The organism is Bacillus pretiosus, from assembly GCF_051294775.1.
Taxonomy (GTDB): Bacteria; Bacillota; Bacilli; order Bacillales; family Bacillaceae_G; genus Bacillus_A; species Bacillus_A wiedmannii.
Map to the genome: position 1 here is coordinate 11,542 of NZ_JBPPHF010000013.1, position 26,483 is coordinate 38,024.

Genomic DNA, 26,483 nt, shown 5'->3' on the forward strand with positions numbered 1-26,483 from the left:
ATTTATGAAAAAGTATGTTTCACCAACAATTGTCGAATTTGGAAACGCTTCAGATGTAGTAAAAGGCTGTGGAGGCTGGGGTTGTGAAGTTTGGTTAAATAATTATTCTTACACAAATGAGACTGGTACTTGCCGAGATAATACTCCAGGCGAATCAGGCGAATGCTAATTAGAATTTAATAAACTATAAAGTAGCAACAGGTTGATTACTTTTTAATTAAAATAGAAAGTAATAGATTCCTGTTGTTATTTTATTCATATTTTTGAATTAGTTAGATTAAATTACAGATAGATTGGGGATATTTTGGTGTTCTATTATCAGATTTATGGTTGTAATATTGCGAGTGAAATTGAATTACCTGTGGGGACAGAGGGAGTTCGAAAGAACCTAGATAAATCGAAAATAAATTTACATTTTATAATAGATGATCAGTCTATAAAATCACCATCAACTGAATTATTTAATGACTATGTCAAGTTTGAAGAGGGAAAGCATAGGTATGTAAATTCTTTAACAGGAATATATGATATTGATGCAAACGGAACATATATTAATTTCAGTAGATTTACAACCTGTAAATCTTTTATGGATATAGGAGCATGTTTTGTTGGTATTGTTTTTCCATATATTTTGCAAATTAAAGGGATTATTCCTATTCATGCCAGTGGTATTGTATCTGAAAATGATGCTTGGGGTATTATGGCTGGACCGGGAGTTGGAAAATCTACCACTCAAATTTCCTTGCTTAAGAAAGGTATTAAGTTTTTTACGGATGATGTTATTCCGCTTTCTATAAGTGAATCAGGTGTTTTAGCATATCCTGGTTATCCAGCTTTAAAATTAGGTGAACAATCACTGACATTAGCAGACGAGAACCAGTTTACAAGTGTATCTTTGTTAACGGAAAAATCAACTAAATATATATGTGCATTAAATGAAGAGAGCATTTGTACTAAACCATTGAAATTAAAGGGTTTATTTTTATTAAAACCACATGAGGATACTGTGAAAGGAATTGAAATATCTAAATTAAACGGTTATGAAAAATTAATTAACCTCATGGCGAACGTTTTCACTTTAACTATCATCAATAAAAATACTAGTACCCAATATATGAACGTTTTTTCTTCTAAGGTATTTAACGATATTCCGGTTTATTCAATTAAATATCCAAGAGGGTTCTCATATTTAGATAATGTTACAAATAGAATTATTGAAGTAATGAAATGTGAACATGTGGAAGGTGAAAAGGTTGTTTAATAAAATGATTGATTTGATAATAGGAGCTAATTTTTTTACTGTTGGAATAGTATTCACTATAGTATTTATTATTTTGACATATAAATACTATCAATATCAGAAAGTAGTGAACCAGTTAACCGATTATGATCAAGTAAGAGACAGGTTAGAATCAGGCGAAAACACTGTAATTTTTATTATTGATACGTTTAAATGTACTTCATGTATGAAGGTATTCTTTCATATTAAAAATATGTTAGAAAGAGCGGAGGTAAATTTTTTAGCAATAGATTCGCGTACAGATCAAAGTTTTGTAAAACATCATGAAGTACCAGCTTTAATAGTTTTTCAAAAAGGAAAACAAATAAAAAGTTTTAAAGCAGATTCTAATAAACCTAAAACTTACTTAACACAATATCAAGTTTTTATAAAAGAGGTGGAAAAAGAATGGAAAATTTCTTGATTTATATGTTTCAATATTTGATTCGTGTATTAAGTATAATAGCCGCAATAATTTATTTTAAAAGCTCTATTGGGAAATTTAAAGATATATATGCATTTAAAGTCGTTCTTAGCGATTATAAAGTTTTTCCTAAATTTTTTGTTCCTGTAATAACAATTGCTGTTCCAGCAATTGAGGTCGCAGTTGTTGTAGGACTATTCTTGGGTGGATCCAATATTTTACCCGCAGCAATAATTGGAACTTTTATGCAATTTTGTTTTGCAGTTCTAATGTTATTAAAATTGAATCAAGTACAACCAAATGGGTGCGGCTGTTTTGGGTTGCATTCAGCAGAGAAAATTACTATAAAACATGTAACCCGTAATATAGGGATGTTCATTATGTTCCTTATTTTAGTTTTATTTCCTAATACACAATTGGTTTAAGGAGAGAAATGAATGTTTGAAAAATTGAAACATTATAAGGAAGATATCCATGCTGTCAAATGGATTTTAAAAACTATATCAGTAGAATGGAAGACTGCAATTATAGTTTTAGGTTGTATAATTCTTACAAGTATTCTAGGTCCATTATCACCTTTAGTATTGAAAGAAATTATTGATAATGGGTTGCAAGGCACGAGTAAATATTCTTTAACTGTTCTTTTAATAGCTTTTGGAATTTTACCATTAATTTACAGTTTATGTAATGTTATGTTAACTTATTTTTCAAGTAAATTGTCTGAAAAAACAACCAATATATTACAATTAGATATGTATAATCGGGTAATGGATAAATCACTTAACTTTTTTATTACTAATAAAAGTGGCCAATTACTACAACGTGTCATAAGAGAACCAGGAGAAATAAATGCTTATTTATCCGCTATAACAATCCAATTTACATCAAAAATATTTTTGTTAATTACTACATTAATTACAATGTTTATGTTGAATGTTAACTTAACATTAGTAAGTTTATTGTTTGTTCCTTTGATCTTACTCCCTGGTCCATTTTTTTCCCGTTGGACAGTCCCAATTAATATGAAGGCTATGGATTTTAGAGCGGAATCTGTTACGAAAATTCAAGAATCTATGAATATGAATGGGATATTTCTAATAAAAACAATGGGTACACAAGACTTAGAATCTAAGCAGTTTAGTAAGATTATTAAATCTATCTCTAAATATAATATATTTAGTGCGACCCTAATGGAAGCAGTAGGTGCTGCAACAAGTATTCTAGCAGTTCTTGCACCAATTGCAGTATTTTGGGTAGCGAGTATTGAAATTCAAAACGGTGAAGTTAGTATTGGAACCATTGTTGCTTTTTCAACTTATTTGGTTCAGTTGGGTGATGTAACTAGAGTACTTGCAGGAGTTTGGAATAAGATACCTGTTTTTATAAAATCATTAAAACGTTTACTTGAATTTAGAGATAATGAAGATGAAATTATATTTCCAATTCAAGGGTACAAAGGTGAAAATATTAAAGGTGACATTGAACTAAAGAATGTTTCTTTCTCATATAACGGTAGGATAAATGTCTTAGATAATATATCTTTTTATATCAAACCGGGAAAAAAAGTTGCATTAGTTGGAGAAAGTGGTGGTGGAAAAACTACTATTGCTAATATAATAAGTCGATTATGTGAGCCACATACTGGTACGATAAGTATTGGCGGGATAAATGTTGCGAATTTTGATAGAAAAACGTTTACAGATTTAATTAGTTATGTTCCACAAGAGCCTTTTTTACTCCATAGGACAGTTAAAGAGAATATAGCATATGGTTGTGGTGATGTAACAGAATCAGACATAATTTCTGCAGCCAAGAAAGCACATATTCATGAAGCAATTATGAATATGGATGAAGGCTATAATACAATAGTCGGAGAAAAAGGTTTTAGGTTATCTACAGGACAAAAACAAAGGATTGCTATTGCACGTATTTTTCTAAAAGATAGTAAGGTTGTAATACTAGATGAGATTACATCAGCGTTGGATGTTTTTTCAGAGAACGCTGTTAAAGAAGCAATATTTAATCTACTTCAGGAGAGAACAGCAGTTATTATAGCTCATAGACTTTCTACTATTGTAGAGTGTGATGAAATTTTCGTATTAGATAAAGGAGAGATTGTTGAACAAGGAGATTTTCAAACATTAATAAGAAAAGATGGTAAATTTAAAAGGTTGTATGATGGTCAAAATGAAAAAAGTAAAATAAAAATATAATAATTAGGAGAATAAAATGATGGAAGCAAAATTTATTAAAAACAAAGATGTTATTTTTACTGAGGTAGAAAATGAAGCAGTTTTACTGGATGGAAAAGGTGGTACATATTTTGGGTTAGATGAGGTTGGTACCTTTGTTTGGAGTAAAATTGAAGAAGAAATGAATTTGAATCAAATCTTGGAAGAAATGTTAACGATATATCAAATAGAATCTGGCCAATTGGAACAAATGCATAAGGATATAATGAATTTTATTGAAGAGTTAGAAAGAAAATCTTTAATTTATAGGGTCGAGAATAATGGCTAATTACATTCGAATATTTTATGAAACATTTTTAGTGAACTATTACTTGAAAAAATATGATTTTGGATATGTAAAAGAAATGTACAACCAAAAATACGGGAGTTTAAAATTGTCAAAAGAGACTAATGCTAAAGAAATAACGGCTTTATTAAAAAAAATAGATAAAGTTTGTTTTTGGTTTTTTGGTAATGCTCAATGTTTACATCGTTCTTTAATAGGATTTAAAGTGCTTCGTCGACAGGGGCTACCAGCACAATTGGTTGTAGGTGTGAAAAAGTTCCCATTTTCTTCTCATGCGTGGATTGAGCACGAAAATAAAGTTATTAATGATGTACAGAAGGTTAAAGAATCGTATGTTGAAGTATTTAGAATAGGAGAGACAAACTGATGAGTGGAATTTCCGGAATCTATAATGTGGAAGTACAAATTCCAGATAAAACAGATGTTATGAAGATAGTTAAGGAGAATTTAGTTCGCGGAAATGACTATATTAAAGTCCATGTGGAAGATCATATTGGTTTTGGCTTTAATGCTCTTAATATATCTCCAGAATCTATAAAAGAGCAACAACCTTTTGTAAAAGATGGGATTACCGTGGTTGCTGATGTACGATTAGATCGTAGAGAAGAATTAGTAAATTCTTTACAACTAAAAGGGTTTAAGTCTTCTTTGAATGAACCCGATATAAACCTTTTATGGAAATGTTATAAAGGATGGGGAATTGATTTCCCAAAATATATTTACGGTGAATTTTCGTTTGTAGTTTGGGATTCAACTAAAAAACAATTAGTATGCGGTAAAGACTTTTTGGGGAGTAAACCGTTTTTTTATAAATGGAATGGGAAAAAATTCGAGTTTTCTAGTATGTTGGAAGGTCTTGTTAATAATTTACCTTCGACCCAGTGGAACAGGGAATATTTTATTGAATATATTGCAAATCAAGGATTTATAAAAACAGAAAGAACACCGTACCAAGGATTAATGAAGTTGCCTGCAGCTAGTATACTAATTATAAGAGGAAGTCACCTAGAAATTAAAAAATATTGGGATTTAAAGGATATAAAAGATGTGAAATACTCGAATAAAAATGAATATGCAGAGCACTTTAAAGAGTTGTTCTTCCAATCTGTAAAAGATTGCATGAGATCTAATTTTCCAGTATCAGTTGCAATGAGCGGGGGGCTAGATTCTACTAGTATTTTTTCAGTAGGGTGTACACTTAACCCTAATTTAACAAGGAAAGAATTTTTTCCAGTATCATTAGTTTTTGATAAATATTCCTCCGATGATGAACAAAAATATATAAATTTTATTAGTGAAAAATATAAAATTAATCCATATAAAATTCCGGCTGATGAACTTTGGAGTTTTAAAAATTTTCCGTATGACTCACCAGTCACTGCAGAGCCGTATGTAAATTTAGCGACATTTGGTGCACAACATAGCTTATATTTGAAGGCAAAAGAGGCAAATGCAAAGGTTATATTAACTGGTGCTGGAGGAGACGAAGTATTATCGGGTAGTAACTCAGTAATTGCAGACTATATATGGAATTTACAATGGCTGAAGGCCATTAGGGATGTAAAAAAATTGTCAGAGATAAGGGAAGAACCTTTCTTTACTAATATCATTAGATATGGAATTTCTCCTCTTTTTAAAAAGAAAAAAACGAGCGTCAATGATTGGATTTCAAATGATATTCTAAATATTATGGAGGAACAAAAAATTGAGCGGGGTAGATTAGCAAGAAGTAAGCAAGAAAGACAAATCACATCTATAATAACACCATTCATGGATCAGTATATGGCTGCACCTCTTGGGATGGAAGTTAGACATCCTTTTTTAGAACGTAAATTAATAGAATTTTTAATTGCTATTCCAATGGAGCAAAAATTACAAGGGTCAGTCAAAAAATTAATTTTAAAAAATTCCATGAGGAAAATAGTTCCAAATCAAGTGCTTAATCGTATAGATAAGACAAGTCATTTTAATATTATTTATAAAGGATTGCAAAATGAATGGCCAGAAATGTCAAAAGGGTATAGAAAAGGATATTTGTCTGATTTAGGTTTAGTTAATCATGCAGGATTTATGAAAGATCTTAATGCGTGGAAACAGGGTGATACAAATAATGTTGATTACCTATGGACAATTGCAACATTAGAATTATGGTTCTATAGATTGGAAAGAAATAGATCAGAATTTAATATGCTAAAAGGTTAATAATGAAAAAATAAAGAATATATTTTATTTTTTGGTTATTGAGATGAGAATATTTATGCAGCTATATTTTGAATAGCCGAGTAATGTGAGAGTAGTGGTTATAAAGGTGAAAATATAATAATAGGGTTATATAGTTATATCTAAGTAATATAGGGGGTTTTTATGGGAATTATAGAAGTTAAAAATTTAGAGAAATCATTTACTATTGAAAGGAAAATGATAAATATCTTGAAAGGGATAAACCTTGAAATAAAGCAAGGTGAATTCTTATGTATAATGGGTGCAAGTGGATCAGGTAAAACTACGTTGTTACAATTATTAGGAGGGATAGATGTACCAACTGCAGGGGAAATTCGCATAGGAGATACAGAAATTTCAATGCTAAATGAAAAGGAATTGGCGTTATTTCGGAGAAGAAAGATTGGGTTTATTTTTCAGCAATTCAATCTTATACCGATATTTAATGCAGAAGAAAATGTTGCGCTTCCATTATTATTAGATAGTGTAAAACAACAAAAAGCAACTGAACAAGCAAAGAAGTTTTTAAAAATTGTTGGCTTAGAAGGGAAAGAAAGAAATCTACCTTCCCAACTTTCTGGAGGTCAACAACAACGAGTTGCAATCGCTAGGGCTTTTGCAAATAATCCAGAAATTATATTAGCGGATGAACCGACTGGTGCTTTAGATTCAGAAAATAGTAAAAATATAATTACCGTACTTAGGGATGCTTGTGATTATTTAAATCAAACAGCTGTGGTAGTAACACATGATCCTTTTGTAGCAGCTCATGCAGATAGAGTAGTTTTCCTATTAGATGGTGCAATAATTCATGAATATGGAGAGACTAAAGAAAATATTCATGAAAAAGTTAAACGTATTCAAGAAATTATGAACAAATATTTTCAATAGGATAGGAGGTTCTGTAAATGTGGACTTTTAAATATGCGTTAAAATCAATAAAAGAAAATCATTTAAGAACAATACTCATTATCCTTGGTACGGCTTTAGGTGTAATGTTGGCTACCATGTTGTTACTTGGAAATAAATCCGTAGAAGAAACTGTAAAGCAGCAAGTTATTAATAACTACGGTGACTATAATTTTCAATTTGGTTATCTAAAGAATGATAAGTATTTGGATGATGAAGAAGTAAATAAAATAAAAAAACTTGTAAGTTTGAAAACTGTATCGAAGGTATTAATCCCATATGTAATACCTAATAACCCAGAAATTTCAAATCAGCCAGCATATTGGGGAGTTGAGCAAAATTCACCTGAAATTCGTTCTTATAAGATTGTTCAAGGTAGGTACCCGGAAAAAGGAGCAGAAGTTGCACTTACAAAGTCTTATATAGAAAAAAATAATCTTAAACTAGGTGAAGAAATAAAAATGCCCTTCCCACCTTTTAATGAAAAAACAGTGAAAATAGTTGGAATTCTTAATCCACCTACAATGGCTGCAATGAAGCAAACTGCATTTTTCCCGATTAAATGGCTGCAAGATGAATTGAATTTGAAAAAAAAATATAATTTAGTGCAAGTTAAAACAGCCAATACTAGTGAAGAAAAATCTTTAGTTTCTGAAATCAAAAGTGTGCTGGGCGATGTGAAAATTGACCAGCGTACATATGTAGAAAAAGCCTTTGATCGTTTAAATGTAATGAAGCCCTTAATTTTGGGGCTAGGTGGTGTTGCATTATTTGTTGTAGCTCTTTTAGTCATGGGAAGCTTTTTCTTGTCTGTACGTGATCGATTTAAACAATGGGCTTTATTACGTGCTCTTGGTAGTGGATCTACACAAATCATTGGTGTAGTAATAATTGAATCCTTAATAATTGGAAGTATAGGTTCTTTAGTAGGAGTTATATCTGGAACTTTATTTTATCGTTTAGCTGCTGGGCTTATTAATAGATGGATAGGGGTGGGAAGTGTTGATACCGAAATTTTTATAATCCCATGGAATCTATTAATTTTGACTTTAATTTTGGGAGTTATTATGTCTATAGTAGGATCAATTATCCCAGCGATGTCAATAAGAAAAGTTCCTCCTGTACAAGCTTTTAGACCTGGATTTCTTTCTGCCGAGGAAAAAGAGAAAAAAATAAGTATAATTAGCTTCTTTATAGCGATATTGGGTATTGTTATTGGAATAAGTGCAAGTTTCACAGAGAAGTTTTTCAAAATAAATATTAGTCCTATAGGGGCATTTTTATTTGTGGCAGGTCTATTATTTGCCATACCATTTATTATTCGAATTATGGCACCTATAATCACGAAACCATTCCAAATTTTCTTTCGTATAGAAACCTCTATAAGTAGCCGAAACGTAATTCGTAATCGACAAAAAGCAGCAATTTCAGTTGCAATAATATCATTTGGATTTATGTTAGCCTTAGTAGGAAGTATGTATATGAATTCAATGAAGGAAGGTATGAAACATGGGATAAAGGAAAGTATGCCTTCAGACTTAGTTATTCGTGTTCCAATGTTAATTCGGGGGAATGAATATATTCCTTTTGAATGGTTAGAAAAAGTTAAACAGATTGAAGGTGTGAAAGACATTGTTGCTATAGCGACGGATACTAAATCTAAATTAGTTGATTACGATTTTAAAAAGTCTGATCCTGAATGGTATGACTATATGCGTAAACAAAATATTGATTATAGAAATATGGAGGTTTCTGGGGTAGATCTGGTTGAATTTAGTAAGATTAAAAAAATAAAAGTAGTATCAGGGAAAAGTTTAAAGGAACCTTTAAAAAATGGTGAGGGAATTATTTCAAAGAAAACAGCTGATTATCTAGGAATAAAATTGAATGACAAAATTAAAATACAATCGCAAAATCATGAGCCGCAATTTATTAAGATTACGTCAATATTAGAAAAAAATTTACAAATGAATACAAGGGCAGTATTAGTTAATGAAGAATGGGGAAAAAAGAATTTTCATCTACAAGGTTATGAATCTATAGAAATAATGATAGATCCTCATAAAAATATTAATAGTATAGAACAGAAGATTAATCGAGTTATAAAAAATGGAACCAATATAGAACTTATTAATAGTACAGATTTATTAAGAGAGCAACAAACGTTGTTAAATCAAATGTTGCTATTAATTCAGCTATTGGTTGGTATTATTTTTATAATTTCCGGGATTGGTTTGATGAATGCAATTATAGCAAGTATATACGAACGTCGTGCTGAAATTAGTATGATTCGAGCAGTTGGTGCAATTCCAGGGCAAATGAAAAAAATTATTTGGTTAGAAGGGACTTTTTTAGGTCTAATAGCGAGTATTATTGGGGTGCTAGGAGGAATAATATTTAGTTATATTGTCTTGCCTAGTTTGGATTTAAGTGTGATAGATATTCCCTACGTACTAATAGTATTTTTAGTCGTAATTAGTATATTGTTGGGGACATGTGCAGGATTAATTGCTTCTTATCAACTTGAAAAATTTAAATTACAGGATACATTAAAGGAGCTATCATCTTAATTTAAAAGTATAGGATAAGTTAATTAATTAAAGATAAAAGGAGAGTTTTATATGAAAAAGAAAGTATTAGCTTTAGCGACTACCATTACATTATTTACTCCATTACAGCACGTAGCATTTGCATATGAAAATGCTGAAGAGCCTATTTACAGATGGTCTGCTGAAGATAGGCATAAAGAAGGTGTTAGCTCTCATTTATGGATTGTGAATCGTGCAATCGACATTATGTCTCGTAATACAACAATTGTAAAAAAGAATGAAGTTACAATGTTAAATGAATGGCGCACAGAGCTAGAAAATGGCATTTATGATGCCGATCATGAAAATCCTTATTATGATAATTTTACATTTGCTTCTCATTTCTATAATCCGGACACAGGGAATACATATATTCCTCTTGTAACAACACAAGCAAAAGAAACAGGTAACAAATACTTTAAACTTGCTGGCGAATCATATCAAAAAAGTGATATGAAACAAGCATTCTTCTATTTAGGTTTATCTCTACATTATTTAGGAGATGTTAATCAACCAATGCATGCAGCGAATTTTACAAATCTTTCTTACCCACAAGGTTTCCATTCTAAGTATGAAAATTTTGTTGATACAATAAAAGATAATCACAAAGTAAATGATGGGAATGGATATTGGAATTGGAAAGGTAAGAATCCTGGGGATTGGATTCATGGAGCAGCTGTAGCTGCTAAGAAAGACTATACTGGCATTGTAAATGATACTACCAAGGATTGGTTCGTAAGAGCTGCGATCTCATCAGAGTATGCTGAAAAATGGCGTGTGGAAGTGACGCCAGCAACAGGAAAGCGGTTAATTGAAGCACAGCGTATTACCGCTGGATATATCCAACTGTGGTTTGATACGTATGTAAATCAGTAAACATAAAACAAAATGGTTTTCACAAAAAAATTGAATGTAAATCTAATTAATATATTTAAATTTTAAACTAGGGTGTTAATGTTAGGGTATTCCCTGCTACCAAGCATTAATCATCTACCATTCTAGGTAATAAGATTAGATTAGAGATGGAACTTTATAATAACAAAAAGCTCTCTTAAATGAATTAGGAGAGCTTTTTGTTATTATAAAGTAATATTTTGCTGAAAAAGAAGACATTAATGAAATAAGTATTAAGATTAGTCAGAGGATAGAAAAACGTGTGGATTTCCTACATGTAGCCTTTAGAAAAAAGAAACAACTTCTACTATAATTGACGTTGTATGAGCTTAGCTTGATGGATGTGGTGCTACCCCATCGCTATCAAGCTAATAAAAAGAAATATCCTCAAAATGAAAAAAATACGTTATTCTTTCTGTAGAATCATAAGAAAGGATAGCGTTTTTTATGTCTGTTTCTGTGTCTGACGAATTACAACTATTTGCTCAAGAGATTCAAAGTTTTTTATCTCCAAATACCTTACGGAATCTTGCTAGAGATGTTGGTTTTGTACAACGAACCAGTAAGTACCAAGCAAAAGATTTAGTAGCTTTATGTGTATGGGTGAGCCAAAATGTAGCTAGGACTTCTTTAACTCAGTTATCTAGCTGTTTAGAAGCATCAACAGCAGTACTTATCAGTCCTGAGGGACTGAATCAACGATTTAATAAGGCGGCCGTCCAACTTTTACAACACCTACTAGCCGAACTATTAAGCAAAAAATTGGCCGCATCTATGCCGCTTTCTTCTCCATACACTTCTGTTTTCAAGCGTATTCGTATTTTAGATTCAACTGCATTTCAACTCCCGGATGTATTTTCATCGGTTTATCCAGGTGCAGGAGGCTGCAGCCATACAGCTGGGATAAAAATTCAACTTGAGTATGATTTGTTAAGTGGACAGTTCCTACATATTCATACAGGTCCAGGTAAACAACATGATCGCACTTACGGCTCTCTGTGTGCCCCAACTGTGACGGCGAATGATTTATGTATCCGAGATTTAGGTTATTTTCATTTAAAAGACCTTCAATATATACAAGATAAAGAGGCCTACTATATCTCTCGTATCAAGTCGAATACACGTATTTATCAAAAAAATCCTAACCCTGATTATTTTCAAGATGGAAGAATTAAGAAAGGTACAGAGTATATACAGATAGATATGGAGACGGTAATGAACTCTCTTCAGCCAGGACAAACATGTGAAATTGCTGATGCTTATGTAGGAATGAATGATAAAGTGCCAGCTCGTGTAATTGTTCATCGATTAACAAAACAACAGCAACAAAAACGATTACAAGATCAAGCTGTAAGAGAAAAAAAGAAAGGAATGAAGTATTCTCCTCGTAGTAAACGACTCAGTGGTATCAATGTATATATGACAAACACCCCTACAGATATTGTCCCGATGGGACAGGTACATGACTGGTATTCTTTGCGTTGGCAAATCGAAATTTTATTTAAAACGTGGAAGTCATTCTTTCAAATTCATCATTGTAAAAAGATAAAACCAGAACGATTGGAGTGCCATTTATATGGTCAGTTGATTGCCATTCTACTCTGTTCTTCTATCATGTTTCAGATGCGCCAATTGCTCCTCATGAAGAAAAAACGAGAGCTTAGTGAGTATAAAGCCATATATATGATTAAAGATTATTTTCTTCTTCTATTCCAAACTATACAAAAAAACATCCAAGAGTTATCAAAGGTGTTACTTCGCCTGTTCAATCTCCTACAGCAAAACGGGCGGAAATCTCATCGATATGAGAAAAAAACGGTCTTTGATATATTAGGTGTCGTTTACAATTGTACCCTGTCTTATAATCAAGCCGCTTAATTCAAAAAAATGAAACCCGCTAGGGTTTATTTCGTATGCAAATCTTTTAATCAACTACACTTGCCCTTTAGAAAAAAGAAACAATCTCGTCTAAAATTGACTTTGCATAAGCTTAGCTTGATAGCGATGTGGTGCTACCCCAATATGACCTACAACATGTTGTAGTAAAATCCCCTATTGGTGTAGTAGTAAATGAGATCATATGTGGTACTAAAAAAGGATAGATAAAGCCGATTATATCTGCTTTATCTATCCTTTTCTCTTACGCCATATAATGTGGAACATTTTATGAGAAATCAGTAACCGAAAGTCCGATAACACCTTTCGGTGTTTTTAACAAAATTGTATTAATATAGTGGATTTCATTCTGTTTCCAGAAGAGCAAGAGTTTCATAATGTTAATACGGTGATGAACAGAAAATCTAAGCGTATCATTACCGAAAATATGCAGTTACATTTTCTTGAAATTCCAAAAGTGATTCAAGAATGGCAAGGAGAACGAATGAATCCATGGGAAGACTCTTTAGCGCGTTGGTTACTATTATTTCCTGCGCATGAGGATGAATGATTAACAACAATCCTGGAGGCGATAGCAATGGAAAAAGATCCAGTTTTGAAAAAAGCGATAGAGGATTGGGAGCGTTTAAGTAGCGATAAGGATTTTTTACGCTTATATGAGGCTAGAGAAAAGGAAATAAAAGATAGAATATCGGAAATAGAAACAGCAGAAGAAAAAGCTGCGAAAGAAACCAAAATACAACTAATTCAAAACATGATTAAAGTAGGAGTACCTATAGAGAAAGTTGCGGAAGGTGCTGAAGTAAGTGTTGAAGAGGTTAATAAAATTTTAAAAAATAAATAGCAAATAAAATAAAAACAGATAATTACGTGTATATCGTAATTATCTGTTTTTTACTTATAGCAATATTAATGGATGAAGATGAAAATTCCAATTACTTTATTAGTCTTTCCATACTAATATTTCTTTGTAAAGCTTAATTCGTTAAGTTTAAATATTAAATTAAGATCTCTTATATACCATTCAGTAGAGCTATATTCCTTTTCATATTTATTGCTTAATACGTCATTAAGTGGACTACCCATTCTTATTGCTAAAATGTTTAAAAGGTATTCTATATTTAACTCTGACTCAGTCCCTTTAATGTAGATATATTCCCATACTTTATAAGGGTTTAATTGAGTAGCAGATAATAAGTGAGTTAGCATATCAATAAATACTGTATCGTTAAAATGATTTTGTTCTACCAAAGCATAAATCTCGCATAATTTTATTAATACTGAACTCACTATAATTGGTTCAATGTTTCTAACATCATCATTATGTCTAATTGCTACTTTATTCGGGTTTAGAAAACTGTAAAATTTGAAGTTTAATAGATTGTATTTTTGTTCTATAGGAAGCAATTTTAAAACAGTTTGTAGTAATAGAGCAGACTCACGTTGTTTGCTATATGCTTTAGATCTAGATCTATTTAATAGACTTGTCCCAAAATCTAAAATTTTTACTTTGTAATCCCATTTGTATATATCAGGTGGTGTTAATAAGATATTTTCGTCATGTAAATCACCATGAAAAACATTAATTTTATGACATTCATTAATTGTTAGCAAAATTTCATTCAAAATTTTGTATCTTAAATTATCTTGTAAGTTTGTCTTAGCTGCTAAGAAATCTTTTAATGTTATACCTTCTACCCATTCCATTATTGAATAACAATAACCCGTATCGGTTACGCCAGCTTTATAGATATTTACAATAGAAGGCATATCTAATTTAGTTATTTTAGTAATCTCTTCTTCATATTTATCATAATATACACTGTAATGCCTAGAGTTTGTATTTGGCAGCCAAATTTTTAGAGCGCATATCCTATTAGTTATACTTTGTTGGGCCTTTAAAACTATACCGTTTGCACCACATCCAACAAATTCTATAAGAGAAATATCAGGAATAGTTACTTCTAACCAATTACTAATATCGCGATTTTTCTGAATCCACTCTACTCTTGAAAATTCTTAATTTTCATCTAAAGGTACTAGTTTAAGCGTATTATTTTCAAAGTGATAATCTCTTCTTTTATTTTTCATCTTAATTCCCCTATATAATGTATTTTTTTTGAAAAAGAGTAGTAAATTCAATCATAATAATAATTTTGAGATGGTTAGAATTAATTAATGTTGATAATTATATTATACAATTCGGGAGGATAGTGTGGGATTATATTTCGTGTAATTTTGTATATGTGTTAGACTAATTTGCGAATTCAAAAAATAAGTAAAGATAAAGATATATATAAAGGCAACCACAGACTAATCAATGTATATTCTCCCGTAATGCTATTAATAATTATGTAATTTTTATATAGATATGTGATTTGTTATGCTTCAGTAAAATGGAGGTTATTATGAAAAAGAAAAAAGAAGCGTACTATGTACATGTGTATACGCTTAGAGACAAAAGTACGAAATCAATAAAAATAGAACCATGGCACTCATTTAAAGAAGAAATGAATGTTTTGGGTCTTAAGGACAGTGATATTTTTCAAATTCAAATGGTATGGTACGATCCAAACAAAGAGGGTAAAAAGAAATGAAGTAAAATGGAACACGAAAAATACAATTTTATTTTTTAGATGTAAATAAGGGCTTGTATTTTTAAAATCGTATTGCTATAATATAAACGTAATAAGATTTAACAATAAAATATAAAATTAATCAGTTCGCATATAAGAGAAGACCTCAATATGCGCCATGTCCTAAGGGGACGTGTGCGTGTATTGGGGTCTTTTTGCGTTTTGCGAGCAAAAACACCCGGAGGTGCAGGAATTATGTTGAATTGGTTGTCTGCAAAACTTATGACAACATCGGTAGGAGATTTTCTACTGGCAAAAAATAGTTTTGAGACGGGTCTTACTGGGCACACCAGTGGTGCAGATGCTACCACTGTACAAAAAAGCATGAATACCCTTGTAACAACACTAATTGGTTTTGGTGGGATTTGGGTAGCAGCTTGCGTTGTATTTGCAGCTATTAAATTATCTGGTGCACAAGGTAAAAACCCTGAAAACCGTACACAAGCCATGATTGGTTTAGCTTGTGCGGCAATTGGAGGCTTTGTCATGATCAAAGCATACGACATCGCTTCTTGGGTTACAAAAATTTAACATAAGAGTTTGTAAAAGCTCTCCTCTATTTGGGGAGAGCTTCTCTTATACAAGGGAGGAAACAAAATGAGAAAAGTAACCGTTCCTGTTGATATGACTTCGGAACAAAAAACACTGTTAGGTGTGCTGAGCAAACGCCAATTGATTTATCTATTGGGTGGCGGAGCATCCCTTTATTTATATGTGCCATTCTTATGGCGGCTATTTGTACCTTTTAATACGGCAGTAGCGTTTTTTATTTGCTTAATTTTAGCAATACCAACAGTAGTAGTTGTAATAACGTTTGCTTTTATTTATAAAGAAAAACAACACATGTATTTAGATAAATATTTACTTATCAAAATGCGTAGACGTTCTGAAAAAGGCAAGTGGAGAAAAGGGTACGAGCCAATTACATGGATAAAGGAGAATTTATAGATGTTAGAAATAATATATTTTGCGGCAGTAGCCATTGTAGGTTTTTTCTTTTATCGGAAAATGAATGGAAAACCGATGTTTAGTTTTAAGAAAAAGGGGAAAAGTCAGGGCGGGGTAGAGAAGCGTACTGCTGAAAAAAATGGAAAGAAAAATAAAAAGAATACGCCTGCTACAGAGGAAATTGATGAGGATAATGTAGATTTCTTTAGTGCTTTTGTGGAAGACATTAAGGAAGTTGATAATCATATGATTCGTTATCATGATGATACATTTGTCCTAATTGCTGAGGCACATCCAGTAAACTATTACCTACTTTCTAATGCGGAACAAGAAGCGATTGATATCAAAATTGAATCATGGTTAACCACATTAGAGTTTAATACGAAGGTATATATCCAAAGTAAGTTTGTAGATTTAACAGATCCTGTACGAAAAATGACAGAAACAATGAAGGGTGCAAAGGATCTTACACCAGAGACAGTACTTTATGGGCAAGAAGTTATCGACAACTTAGAGTATTGGCAACGTTCGCAGCCACGATATGAACAAAAGCGATATTTAATTTATCCATACAAAGTGGATATTAGTACGATTACAGCTGATACAGAAGATGAATTGGAAGAAAAGATTGTAGATAAAGCGTTTAACGAATTATATCGTCGCTATAATGCTTCCCGAAATCTACTATCGAAAGCAAAAATAAGTGTAGAAATGTTAACGAAAGATAAATTAATAGAACTCTTATACGTAGCGTTTAACCGTCGTAAAGCGGTGAAAGCACGTTTCCAAGATTTAATTGAAAATGAGAACTTCTCTCTGTATTCAACAGGTGAAACAAATGAGAGAAAACTAGAGTTAATGAAGAAAGTTCTAGCGGAAGAAAAGGCTGAAAAATCAAATAATGGGGTGGCATAAGTATGAAATTGTTTGGAAAGAAGAAAAAAGAAAAAAAGAAATTAGAAGCTGAAAAGAATGATGAATTGGAACTAGAGGAGGAAGGGTACGAACAAGAAGAAGTTCCACCTCAATTAGACAATCAAACAACTGTGTTTGATGTCATTGCCCCAGAGGGAATGAAAATTGATGCAGAAGACTATGGGGTAATTAAGCAGTCTTTGGGAAGTAATACTTTTTTTCGTCCATTTTATATTCCACGTGATGGATATCCTCGTATGATGCAGACCAATTGGCTGAACATGTTAACTTCAGCTGGAGAGGTTGATGTCATGATTGATATTCATAAAGAGCCAAAAGCAAAAGCGATGCGATCATTAGACATGCAGCTAACGATGTTACGTTCGAACCTTTCTTTCCAACGTACACGCGGAAATATTGACCAGGAAAAAGACTTAGATGCAAAAATTCAGGATACAAACAATTTAATGGATGAAATTCAATTTAATGAAAATGACTCCTATATGGTGAGCACGATGGGGGTTGCGTATGCTGATTCAAAGAAAGAATTAGATGTTTTATGTGAGTATATAGAAGATGAAATGCAAGCATCTCACTTTAAGATAGCGAGCACTTGGAATCGAGTGAAGAGTGGATTGAAAGCGGTTATGCCACTGGGGGCACCAAATACTATGCAAGATACATATCGAAATATCGATAGACGTGCTCTATGTACATTTGCCCCCTTTGTATCAGGATCCGGAAGATTTAACGGTGGTATACCAATAGGAAAGAACAAAATTACTGGACAAGTAGAATTTTTAAATTCATTTGGTAACGCGGATTATCGTCCACCAAACTATAACATTGGTGTGACAGGGATTTCAGGTTCCGGTAAAAGTTTACTTTTAAAAATGAAGCTAGCTCGTGAAACATCACTTGCAGATACACATGCGATGATCATAGATCCAGAGGGAGAATTCGTAAAAATCACCAAACGATTAGGTGGTATTAATTTAAATATTTCACCTGAAAGTAATATCATTATTAATCCTTGTGCAATTGCAGTAACAGAACTTCAGATTACGGATAAAGATGAAGAGCTAGAAGCGCTTGAACAATATGACAAGAAAGAACTCGTAGAGCGTGATGGCGTGAAGTATGTAAGATTTGTGCCTATTCTAGAGAAAATCAATGAAATACTAGGATTCTTTGACATTATTATTCGCGGACAAGATTTTGATCAACCAGGATTAAATGTATTCCAGCGTACCATGTTAGAAGATGCAATTCGTGAAGTATTCGATAAACATGGTATTACCTCTCACCCTTCATCTTTATATACAGATGAAGTGAAGAAGGTGGATGGACAATTAATTCAGTCCCAAGTGAGAAAGCCGGAGCCAGAGCTAAAAGAAATTTATGATGTAATAGTGGAAAACCATGGAGACGATGTGAAAGCAGAAGAATTAATTGCTGCGATTCGTCCGTTCTTACGTGATGGTTCAAAACCATTATTTGATGGACAAAGTAATTTTGGACGCGGTGTAGAAACACAGTTAAATGAATCTCGTGTTGTTAACTTTAATATTAGTCATTTAGAAGAGGGCTTCTTAAAGCCAATCGCCTTCCACGTTATCCTGAACTATATTTGGGAGCATTGGATTAAGAGTCCAGAACATGCTATCAAACGAAAAGTGTTATATGTGGATGAAATGTGGCAGTTTATCGACTATGAACAAACGGTTAACTTCTTAGAAAAAGTAGCGCGTCGTTCACGTAAAAGAAATGCTGGTATGTGTTGGGCAAGTCAGGACTTTGTTCGTATTTTAGAAAATGTAAAAGCACGTGGTATCTTGCAATCTACTTTCTCTTATTTCTTCTTAGAGCAAAATAAGATTGATAAGAAAAAAATCCAAGAGAACTTTAACTTAACTGCTGGGGAGCTTGACATTATTCTCAACAATCCAGGGAAAGGTGAAGGGATTTTCCGCATAGGAGATAGTTCGGTTTGGATTCAAACAGATCCATCAGATAAAGAAATGATGTTCATTGAATCGAATGAAGCGGTACTACAAGAGCTTTTAAATAACATGAAGAAAGTACAAGGGTACGCAGGATAATAGCGTACCTTTGAAAAGGAAGGTGAAATAATGCTTGATAAGATAATAGGATGGGTTGGCGGCTTAATTGTTTCTATGGTCAAGACCTTTCTTTCTCCAATCTATAAATTAATTGATTCTATCCCCGATTTAATTTTTGGTGGCGATAGTGCAAAATTAAATTTTTTATTTAAAGACGACACAGCTGGGAGTGTATTAAATACGGGATTACCAGTCATGTTTAAATTTGCAGCCTTTTTAGTTTTAGTCAGTGTTGTAATTGCTGGTGCAAAGTATTCAGCTGCTGCCATTAATCCAACAAATCGAACATATATCATTGAATATGCGAAGGATTTAATGATCGTTTCTATTTGTATATGGCATTTAGATTTCTTCTATAGCATTGTATTTGATATTAATACTTGGGTAGCATCGGAGTTTAAAAGAGCAATAGGAGAACAATCGTTAGATGTTTTTAAACCAGGTCAGACAATTACCGAATTGTCTATGGATAAAAATAAGGATGATTATTTATTTCAAATTTTTGCGATGTTGATTGAAGTAGGATTATCACTTTGGGCCAACTTCTTCTATTTAATGCGAGCGGTATCTCTTTATATTTTGATGTTAATGGGACCGGTTATGGTTGGTATGTGGCTATTTCCGCAAAAGAAACAACAAACACTGTATTGGATCAGAGAGTTTGTTGGTACCGTACTTGTGCAAGGTATACATGCAATTACCATTTGGTTAATTTTTGTGCTAGTGGGCAAATCAGATAATACAATTATTAAATTAATTTTATTTGCTATGTTTATTCCTGTAGGTGAGATTGTAAAAAGTTTCATTGGTTTAAGTACAAATACGGTTGGAGCAGTAAATCGAGCAGGTACGCTGATGGGAATGGGTGCCTTAGCGAGTATGGCAGGCATTGTTAAAGGAATACGTGATGACCATCGTAGTAATAAAGAGAAGACAAGAGCTAGTAAAGAAGGCGAGGAAGATAAAAAAGAAGATGCTGATAATCCTAAAAATGCGTTGGGAGCCAATTTAGGGACAGATGTAGGTACAACATCTCGTGCAGCTCGTATGTTAAAAGCAGGTCAAATTGGAAGCATGGTTGGAAAGGCAACCGGTGGACTCGCAGGATTAGCAATGGGCGCGGGACTTGGACCAGAAGGAATGGCTGTAGGAACATTTGCTGGAAGTAAAGCGGGTGGAGTTCCTGGCGCAGTAGCTGGAAGAACATTAGCAGCTGGACTTGAAGGAGTTACTAGTGCTGGGAAGCATATTGGTTCTAGTGTGAAGAAAGGTCTAGATACGTATAAAGGGTTAAATGGAGAACAATATCCAGAGTTAACAGATGAAGATATTGCACAAGACTTAGCTACGAAAGATTTTGAAAATTGGAAAGCAGATAATCCTGATTCTGCAGTTGCGAGTCGTTTAAAACAAGCATTCCCTGGTGCATCCGATGCAGAGATTGCAAAAAAAGTAGCAAAAACAAATAGTGATCAAATGTCTCATTTCAAAAATCAGCGAAAACAAGATTTACAAAAAATGAAGAAAAATGCTACACCATATGGAAACGCTAGAGATTTAGTTAATGCTGCGACTAACGCATTCCAAAAAGGATATGAGGCAGACCATAAAGATGCGTTTATGAGTCAATTACCAGAAAATATGTCAGCAGAAGAGAAAGAGAAAAAATGGAATGACCATCTGAACTCAAAAGTACAAGGATTTAGAAATCATGCAGAACAGGCGGCAACAAAAGCTGGTGCAATGCCAGTTGATGCGAAGGATAAGCAAGGGAACAACCTGTTTGATAAGTCTTATGTGAATAAAGATGCGTTTGCTTCTCAACTTGCACTTGGGAAAGTTGGAAAAGCAGTTGAAGGAGTAAAAGGAGAAACTCTAGAGAGTGGCCATCAAAATATGGGACAAGTAGACTCACTTGTGGGTGCTTCCACTGCTGCGTTTAAAAAGGCATATACTGCAGATCATAAGGCTGGATTCATGAAGCAATTCCCTGCGGATGTACCACAACAAGAAAAAGAGGCTGCATGGAATAAACACTTGAGTCAAAAAGTACAAGGATTTAAAAATCATGCACAGAAAGCTGCCGAACAAGCAGGGATTGTGCAACAAAAAGATGGGACTAGCTATGCTAATAAGGAAGCTTTTGCTTCTCAGCTATCGCAACAATTACAAAGCAATCCAAATATAAATGCAATGGGTGTATCTAGTGTATCGGGCATTCAAAAAGCGGTAAATGGTGTAAAAACACATAGTTTAGCAAATGGATATGGAAACCAGAAACAAAAAGATGTAAGTAATGTCGGGAACTTAGTACAAGCATCTACAGAATCCTTTAAACAAGGATATGCAGCAGAGAACAAAGCAAACTTTATGAAGAACTTGTCTCCAACTATGTCTCAAACGCAAAAAGTAGAAGCTTGGCAATCTCATCTAAATGATAAAGGTAATGAATTTAAAGCAGTTGCTCAGCAAGCGGCGGTACAAGCGGGAGCAATGCCCGTACAGGCAAAAGATACGAGTGGTAAGAGTCTACATAATCAATCGTATATTAATAAAGGTGCCTTTGCTTCGCAATTGACGAAAGGTTTACAAAGTAATGCAAGTCTTGGAACAGTGAGTCAACAAGTAGGTTCTGGAATTACTAGTGCGATTCAAGGTGTTCGTTCACATGGTGTTGCGACAGGTGGTGCAATCAACAAAGCTGTGTTCGCAGCTACGCAAACGCAAGCGAGTATGGCACGTGCAGGAAATCTGTCTGTTTCTGAAATTGAACGCTCGTATGCAGATGCATCAGCTAGTATAGCTAATGTTTCGCAAAGTGCTGGGAAAATGACGATTCCAACTTCAGCAGTGGGACGTATGACACAGCAAAGTAAGATGGTTGGTGTAAGTATGATGGAAGGTGCCAAACATCTCGTGCATACAAAAGGTATGGAAAATGTATCACAAGCATACTTTAATGCGTCTAGTGCTGTTCAGCAGGGTGGTGGAAATGCAGTACAAAGAGTGATAAGTGGAACTGCGGCTGCTGTTCATACTTCATTAGGAGGTAATGCAGCAGAACGCCATTACAATGTAACAAAAGGGTTAAGTTATGCAGCTGGTGTAATTGGTGGATCGGGTGCGTATCAAGCGACTGCGCGTATGGTAAGTAAACATAATCCTTATAACAATGCCGTTCAAACAGAAGCAAAAGAAATTCAAGAGATTCAGAGAATGGTACCAACAACAACGGATGATACTGGAAAGCAATCGGTTGCTCAAGGTGCAGTACGTCTCGTGACGACAAATAATAAATCATGGATTGAAGCAAAAGATTCCAGCGGTATGACGCAAGTTGTATCCCGTTATGGTAGTGGAGATAGTAGCATTCGTTCTGGACAAGTTGTATATCAAGATTTAAATATTTCAGACGGTCAATTAACACAGTATCGTAATGGTATGAAATCGACGCCAGCGTATATCCAAGACTCTAGTGGTGGAAAAGTTAGTGTCAATCGTTCTATTAATATTAATCCAAATCAATTGGTAGGCAATCAAAATCCAAGACCTTTACAACAGAAACCAACATTTAGTGAACCGCCAATTACAGTAAATCATAAGGTAGACAATGGGAATTTTTATATGTCTGACTTAGATCAAGGTGGTTATCAAAATGTACAAATGGTGGTAGAAAGAGATCGTAGTTATATGGTTGCTACCACAACAGACGGTACGGTTTCACGTATTTCACCATTTGGAAAAGGTGATACACGCTTACAAACAAACCAAAGAATTGAAAGAAGTTGTGATGTAAAGGATAGCAGTATTAAACCAAGAGAAGAAATTTTAGTAACACATACACAGGAAGAAGTAGTACGTACAGAGACCCAGCTGAATTTATCAGAACACGACCCACAAAACCTGATTCCATTTGCGCCAAACCCTCGCTTAGCGCAGCGAAGAAGAAGGAATAATAATGAAAATGGAAAGTATGGTGTGACAAGTCTATGAGTCAAAATCCTAACGATCCAAATGAACAGAAAAAAAGCAACCCTTTAAAAGACGCAACTTCCCATTTTATTAAGAAAAAAGGGATGAAAGCAAGCGGGAAAATGGCAAAAATGGCAGGAAAAGCAGGAAGGGCGGCAGCGAAAGCTACTGCCAAACTGCTAAGAGCTGGTGTAGTGAAAATTGTGGGAGCTATTGTGGGAGCCGTAGGATTACCTGTTGCTCTCATTATGGCTCTTATTATTACTGTATGTGTTATTTTAGCATCTTTTGTACCATTTACCGATGATGAAAGTAAAACAGAAGAACAAGTGAAAAAGTATATGGAAATTTCAATGGCGCTAAACGTAGACTGGAAAGAGGTTGTCGCTTTTGACATGGCGCGGTATGATAACGATTTGACTGGCAAAGATCCGCATGATGCCATATCATATTTCTTGGATATCCAATATGAAGAATATACGGAAAAAGAGGTATGTGAGGCAAGGCCAAATGGCCCTTGTGAAAAAAAGAAAAAGGAGATGCAAAAAACAAAATCAGAAAGTTATTCCGGACCAGATGTAAAAAAGATATTGGGAGATACAGATTTTAAGAAAAAAATAGATGAAATTAATGCAAGTGGTAGTAAAAAAGTGACAGTTTCTTCTCATGGATTAGAAAAAGCGATGGAGCTCGCAAAGTTTAGTGAGAGTCAAAAAGATCGTGCCCGTGAGATACTAGCAGCAGGGATGTTAGAAGGAATGTATGGACATCTTGCGCCAACTGGTGGATTTATTGGCGGTATGTGTGTAGGTGCAGTGAGTCCAGGAGGAGAACCTGTCAATATTAATGAAAAAGTAACAGGATATCTTCCTAAAATTAAAGAAATGGCAGAAAAACATGGTGTTGCTCAATATGTTGGTGTTTTGGCAGCACAAATGATGCAGGAATCAGCTGGAGCAGGAAATGATCCGATGCAATCATCAGAGGGTCATTATGGAGACATGAGCTCATCTTGTATAGGTTTAAAAGATAATGCCCGTGTAGGGTGTATTAAAGATCCGAATATTTCTATTGAGGCCGGTGTACTGGAATTTAAAGATGTGTTAGGACAGGCGAATGGAGATATAGCCTTAGCCCTACAATCTTACAACTGTGCGACACGTTCTTAACTGAAAAGGTTGAGCACTGATTTGAAATCAGTAGAACTACTATTTCGAGAAGTCAAATGAAAGGGTAACGCCTGGAAGGGCTTCCTCTGATACTCCGACATGCATGATGCAGTAGATAAGAACTGTAAGTGTGTGAAGCTCGGTAAAGTCGGCCGAGAGCTACCGTAAAGTACGTAAATACTACGAAACTTATCCAGAGATGGATGATGTAGCCTATAGGTCGGGAGTCTATAAAACACTCATGGGTAGAATGGATTCACAAAAACTATCGGTAGGCAGAATCTGACGAATCTCCGAATGTACGGGTCTAGAAAGCATAACACATAGAAATGTGTGTGCCACGAGCGTGGCGTTGATGTGGATAAGTAAGAATAGTTGTTATGAAAGTCCATATGTCGTTATAGGCGACATCCAGTCAACAGGCTTAAAGGAGAGCCCTAAAAGTGTCATGAATAGATAGAAGTAGTGGAACGTGGAAAGCCACCAACATGGAGAACTTATCTTTGGTGAAATGTTTAAGGGGAAAATGTTCGTGAGATTAGCGTACATATAACCTTTATTTATGGTGGTAAGAGTGATGGCACAGTACCTATGAAATGATGGAAACATCATGGAGGGATAGCCATTAGTCTGATAGAAGATTGACTAACCATTTTATAAAGTAAATCAGTTGAATTATAAGGTTCTTGTGAGACTAAAAAAGGTTAACTCTGAAAGGAGCACCGACTTATAAAGAAAACTGCAAAGCTTAGACACGCTGAATACTATGATATGCAGTCCATTCTGGACGGCTTATATCAGCAAAGTCAAAATGGAGATAACTTTTATAAACTAATAGAGCTTATGATGATGGATGAAAATATCAAATTGGCATATCGAAACATTAAAAGAAATATGGGGAGTGTAACAGCTGGAGTCGATGGGATGACCATTAACGACATAAAATCGCTTTTAACAGATGAAGTGATAGAACAGGTTAAGTCCATGTTTTTCTGGTATCAACCACAAGCGGTTAGGCGAGTCTTTATACCGAAACCTAATGGTAAAAAGAGACCTCTTGGGATACCGACAATATGGGATAGACTGTTTCAACAGTGTATCTTACAAATTCTTGAGCCTATATGTGAAGCAAAGTTCCATGCCCATAGTTATGGATTCCGTCCAAATCGAAGTACACATCATGCATTAGCAAGGATGAAATCTTTGGTGAACAGTCAAGGAAGAGGTTTTCATTATTGTGTAGATATAGATATCAAAGGATTCTTTGACAATGTAAACCATGGAAAACTTATAAAACAGTTATGGAGTATAGGGATACGAGACAAAAAATTACTTTCTATCATTTCAAGTTTATTAAAAGCAGAAATCATTAATGAAGGCTTCCCGAATAAGGGAACTCCGCAAGGAGGTATTTTGAGCCCTCTTTTTTCCAACGTCGTTCTAAACGAATTAGACTGGTGGATTAGCGACCAATGGGAAACTATTGAGACTAAACATCCATACGGGGCGAGAAATGATAAGTATAGAGCATTAAAGAAAAGCAATTTGAAGGAATGCTTTATTATTCGATACGCAGATGATTTCAAAATATTATGTCGTAACTATCCAACGGCTCTTAAGATGTTTGAGGCGACAAAAGACTTTCTCAAAACACGGTTACATCTGGAAATTAGCACTGAGAAATCTAGAATTGTTAACCTACAGAAGAAATCCAGTGATTTTTTGGGATTCAGCATCAAAGCACGAAAAAAGAAAAATCGTCATGTCGCTCATAGCAGGATGTGTCAAAAAGCCAGAGAAAATGCCTACTTAAAATTGAAGGAAGCCATCAAGAAAATAAGTAAAAAGCAGACGCCAGAGGCAGTATGGCATTACAACACAGTTGTGATGGGCATACAAAATTATTATGCGGCTGCAACCCATATTAATAAAGATTTAGACCAAATGAGTTGCCATCTCATAAGAACACTCT

Annotated in this window: 19 protein-coding genes and 2 pseudogenes; 20 read left to right on the forward strand and 1 reads right to left on the reverse strand. The window is 34.0% G+C overall.

Annotated features, from left to right (window positions below):
- The first annotated feature begins 307 nt into the window (after positions 1–307).
- The 12 genes and pseudogenes from ACSG5Z_RS29120 to ACSG5Z_RS29175 form a co-directional block, all read left to right on the forward strand.
- The gene (locus tag ACSG5Z_RS29120) at positions 308–1,261 is read left to right on the forward strand and encodes a hypothetical protein (RefSeq protein WP_435712695.1); all 954 of its coding nucleotides are present in this window, start codon (positions 308–310) and stop codon (positions 1,259–1,261) included.
- Between the two features lie 4 nt (positions 1,262–1,265).
- Positions 1,266–1,703 carry a hypothetical protein gene (locus tag ACSG5Z_RS29125; RefSeq protein WP_435712696.1) on the forward strand — a complete coding sequence of 146 codons (438 nt, stop codon included), beginning with the start codon at positions 1,266–1,268 and terminating at the stop codon, positions 1,701–1,703.
- Positions 1,688–2,128, forward strand: a complete 441-nt coding sequence (locus ACSG5Z_RS29130; protein ID WP_435712697.1) for a MauE/DoxX family redox-associated membrane protein — start codon at positions 1,688–1,690, stop codon at positions 2,126–2,128. Before ACSG5Z_RS29125 ends, ACSG5Z_RS29130 begins: the two co-directional genes overlap by 16 nt.
- A gap of 12 nt (positions 2,129–2,140) precedes the next feature.
- On the forward strand, positions 2,141–3,916 hold the full coding sequence (locus tag ACSG5Z_RS29135) for an ABC transporter ATP-binding protein (protein ID WP_435712698.1): 1,776 nt from the start codon (positions 2,141–2,143) through the stop codon (positions 3,914–3,916).
- Between the two features lie 19 nt (positions 3,917–3,935).
- Positions 3,936–4,223: a PqqD family protein gene (locus tag ACSG5Z_RS29140; protein WP_435712699.1), complete on the forward strand. Its 288-nt coding sequence runs from the start codon at positions 3,936–3,938 to the stop codon at positions 4,221–4,223.
- Entirely contained in the window at positions 4,216–4,608 is a 393-nt protein-coding gene (locus tag ACSG5Z_RS29145) for a lasso peptide biosynthesis B2 protein (RefSeq protein ID WP_435712700.1), read from the forward strand. The genes ACSG5Z_RS29140 and ACSG5Z_RS29145 overlap by 8 nt, the downstream gene beginning before the upstream one ends.
- Positions 4,608–6,443 carry an asparagine synthetase B family protein gene (locus ACSG5Z_RS29150; RefSeq protein WP_435712701.1) on the forward strand — a complete coding sequence of 612 codons (1,836 nt, stop codon included), beginning with the start codon at positions 4,608–4,610 and terminating at the stop codon, positions 6,441–6,443. The genes ACSG5Z_RS29145 and ACSG5Z_RS29150 overlap by 1 nt, the downstream gene beginning before the upstream one ends.
- A gap of 162 nt (positions 6,444–6,605) precedes the next feature.
- Complete coding sequence (locus ACSG5Z_RS29155; RefSeq protein WP_435712702.1) at positions 6,606–7,352, forward strand: ABC transporter ATP-binding protein; 747 nt, start codon at positions 6,606–6,608, stop codon at positions 7,350–7,352.
- Between the two features lie 17 nt (positions 7,353–7,369).
- Entirely contained in the window at positions 7,370–9,940 is a 2,571-nt protein-coding gene (locus ACSG5Z_RS29160; RefSeq protein WP_435712703.1) for an FtsX-like permease family protein, read from the forward strand.
- 51 nt (positions 9,941–9,991) lie between these two features.
- Positions 9,992–10,834, forward strand: coding sequence for a phospholipase C (locus ACSG5Z_RS29165; protein ID WP_435712704.1), 843 nt, complete (start codon positions 9,992–9,994; stop codon positions 10,832–10,834).
- Between the two features lie 465 nt (positions 10,835–11,299).
- Complete coding sequence (locus tag ACSG5Z_RS29170) at positions 11,300–12,730, forward strand: IS4 family transposase (protein ID WP_289375109.1); 1,431 nt, start codon at positions 11,300–11,302, stop codon at positions 12,728–12,730.
- Between the two features lie 343 nt (positions 12,731–13,073).
- Positions 13,074–13,592 (forward strand): annotated as a pseudogene (locus ACSG5Z_RS29175) (Rpn family recombination-promoting nuclease/putative transposase); the annotation flags it as partial.
- Between the two features lie 113 nt (positions 13,593–13,705).
- Here the strand turns inward: ACSG5Z_RS29175 and ACSG5Z_RS29180 are convergent.
- Positions 13,706–14,746, reverse strand: coding sequence for a protein kinase domain-containing protein (locus ACSG5Z_RS29180; RefSeq protein ID WP_435712712.1), 1,041 nt, complete (start codon positions 14,744–14,746; stop codon positions 13,706–13,708).
- A 410-nt stretch (positions 14,747–15,156) separates the two neighbouring features.
- Here ACSG5Z_RS29180 and ACSG5Z_RS29185 point away from each other — a divergent pair, with 410 nt between their 5' ends.
- The 8 genes and pseudogenes from ACSG5Z_RS29185 to ltrA all read left to right on the forward strand — a co-directional run.
- Complete coding sequence (locus tag ACSG5Z_RS29185; RefSeq protein ID WP_435712705.1) at positions 15,157–15,345, forward strand: hypothetical protein; 189 nt, start codon at positions 15,157–15,159, stop codon at positions 15,343–15,345.
- Between the two features lie 150 nt (positions 15,346–15,495).
- The gene (locus ACSG5Z_RS29190; RefSeq protein ID WP_435712706.1) at positions 15,496–15,915 is read left to right on the forward strand and encodes a hypothetical protein; all 420 of its coding nucleotides are present in this window, start codon (positions 15,496–15,498) and stop codon (positions 15,913–15,915) included.
- Positions 15,916–15,981: 66 nt separating this feature from the next.
- Entirely contained in the window at positions 15,982–16,332 is a 351-nt protein-coding gene (locus ACSG5Z_RS29195; RefSeq protein WP_435712707.1) for a PrgI family protein, read from the forward strand.
- Complete coding sequence (locus ACSG5Z_RS29200; RefSeq protein ID WP_435712708.1) at positions 16,333–17,247, forward strand: hypothetical protein; 915 nt, start codon at positions 16,333–16,335, stop codon at positions 17,245–17,247.
- Between the two features lie 2 nt (positions 17,248–17,249).
- Positions 17,250–19,349: a VirB4 family type IV secretion system protein gene (locus ACSG5Z_RS29205; protein WP_435712709.1), complete on the forward strand. Its 2,100-nt coding sequence runs from the start codon at positions 17,250–17,252 to the stop codon at positions 19,347–19,349.
- Between the two features lie 30 nt (positions 19,350–19,379).
- Positions 19,380–23,363, forward strand: coding sequence for a hypothetical protein (locus ACSG5Z_RS29210; protein ID WP_435712710.1), 3,984 nt, complete (start codon positions 19,380–19,382; stop codon positions 23,361–23,363).
- Positions 23,360–24,493 (forward strand): annotated as a pseudogene (locus tag ACSG5Z_RS29215) (lysozyme family protein); the annotation flags it as partial. The gene ACSG5Z_RS29210 and the pseudogene ACSG5Z_RS29215, both read left to right, overlap by 4 nt.
- 789 nt (positions 24,494–25,282) lie before the next feature.
- Positions 25,283–26,483: group II intron reverse transcriptase/maturase (ltrA, locus tag ACSG5Z_RS29220; RefSeq protein ID WP_435712711.1), on the forward strand; the 1,201-nt coding region annotated here is incomplete at its 3' end.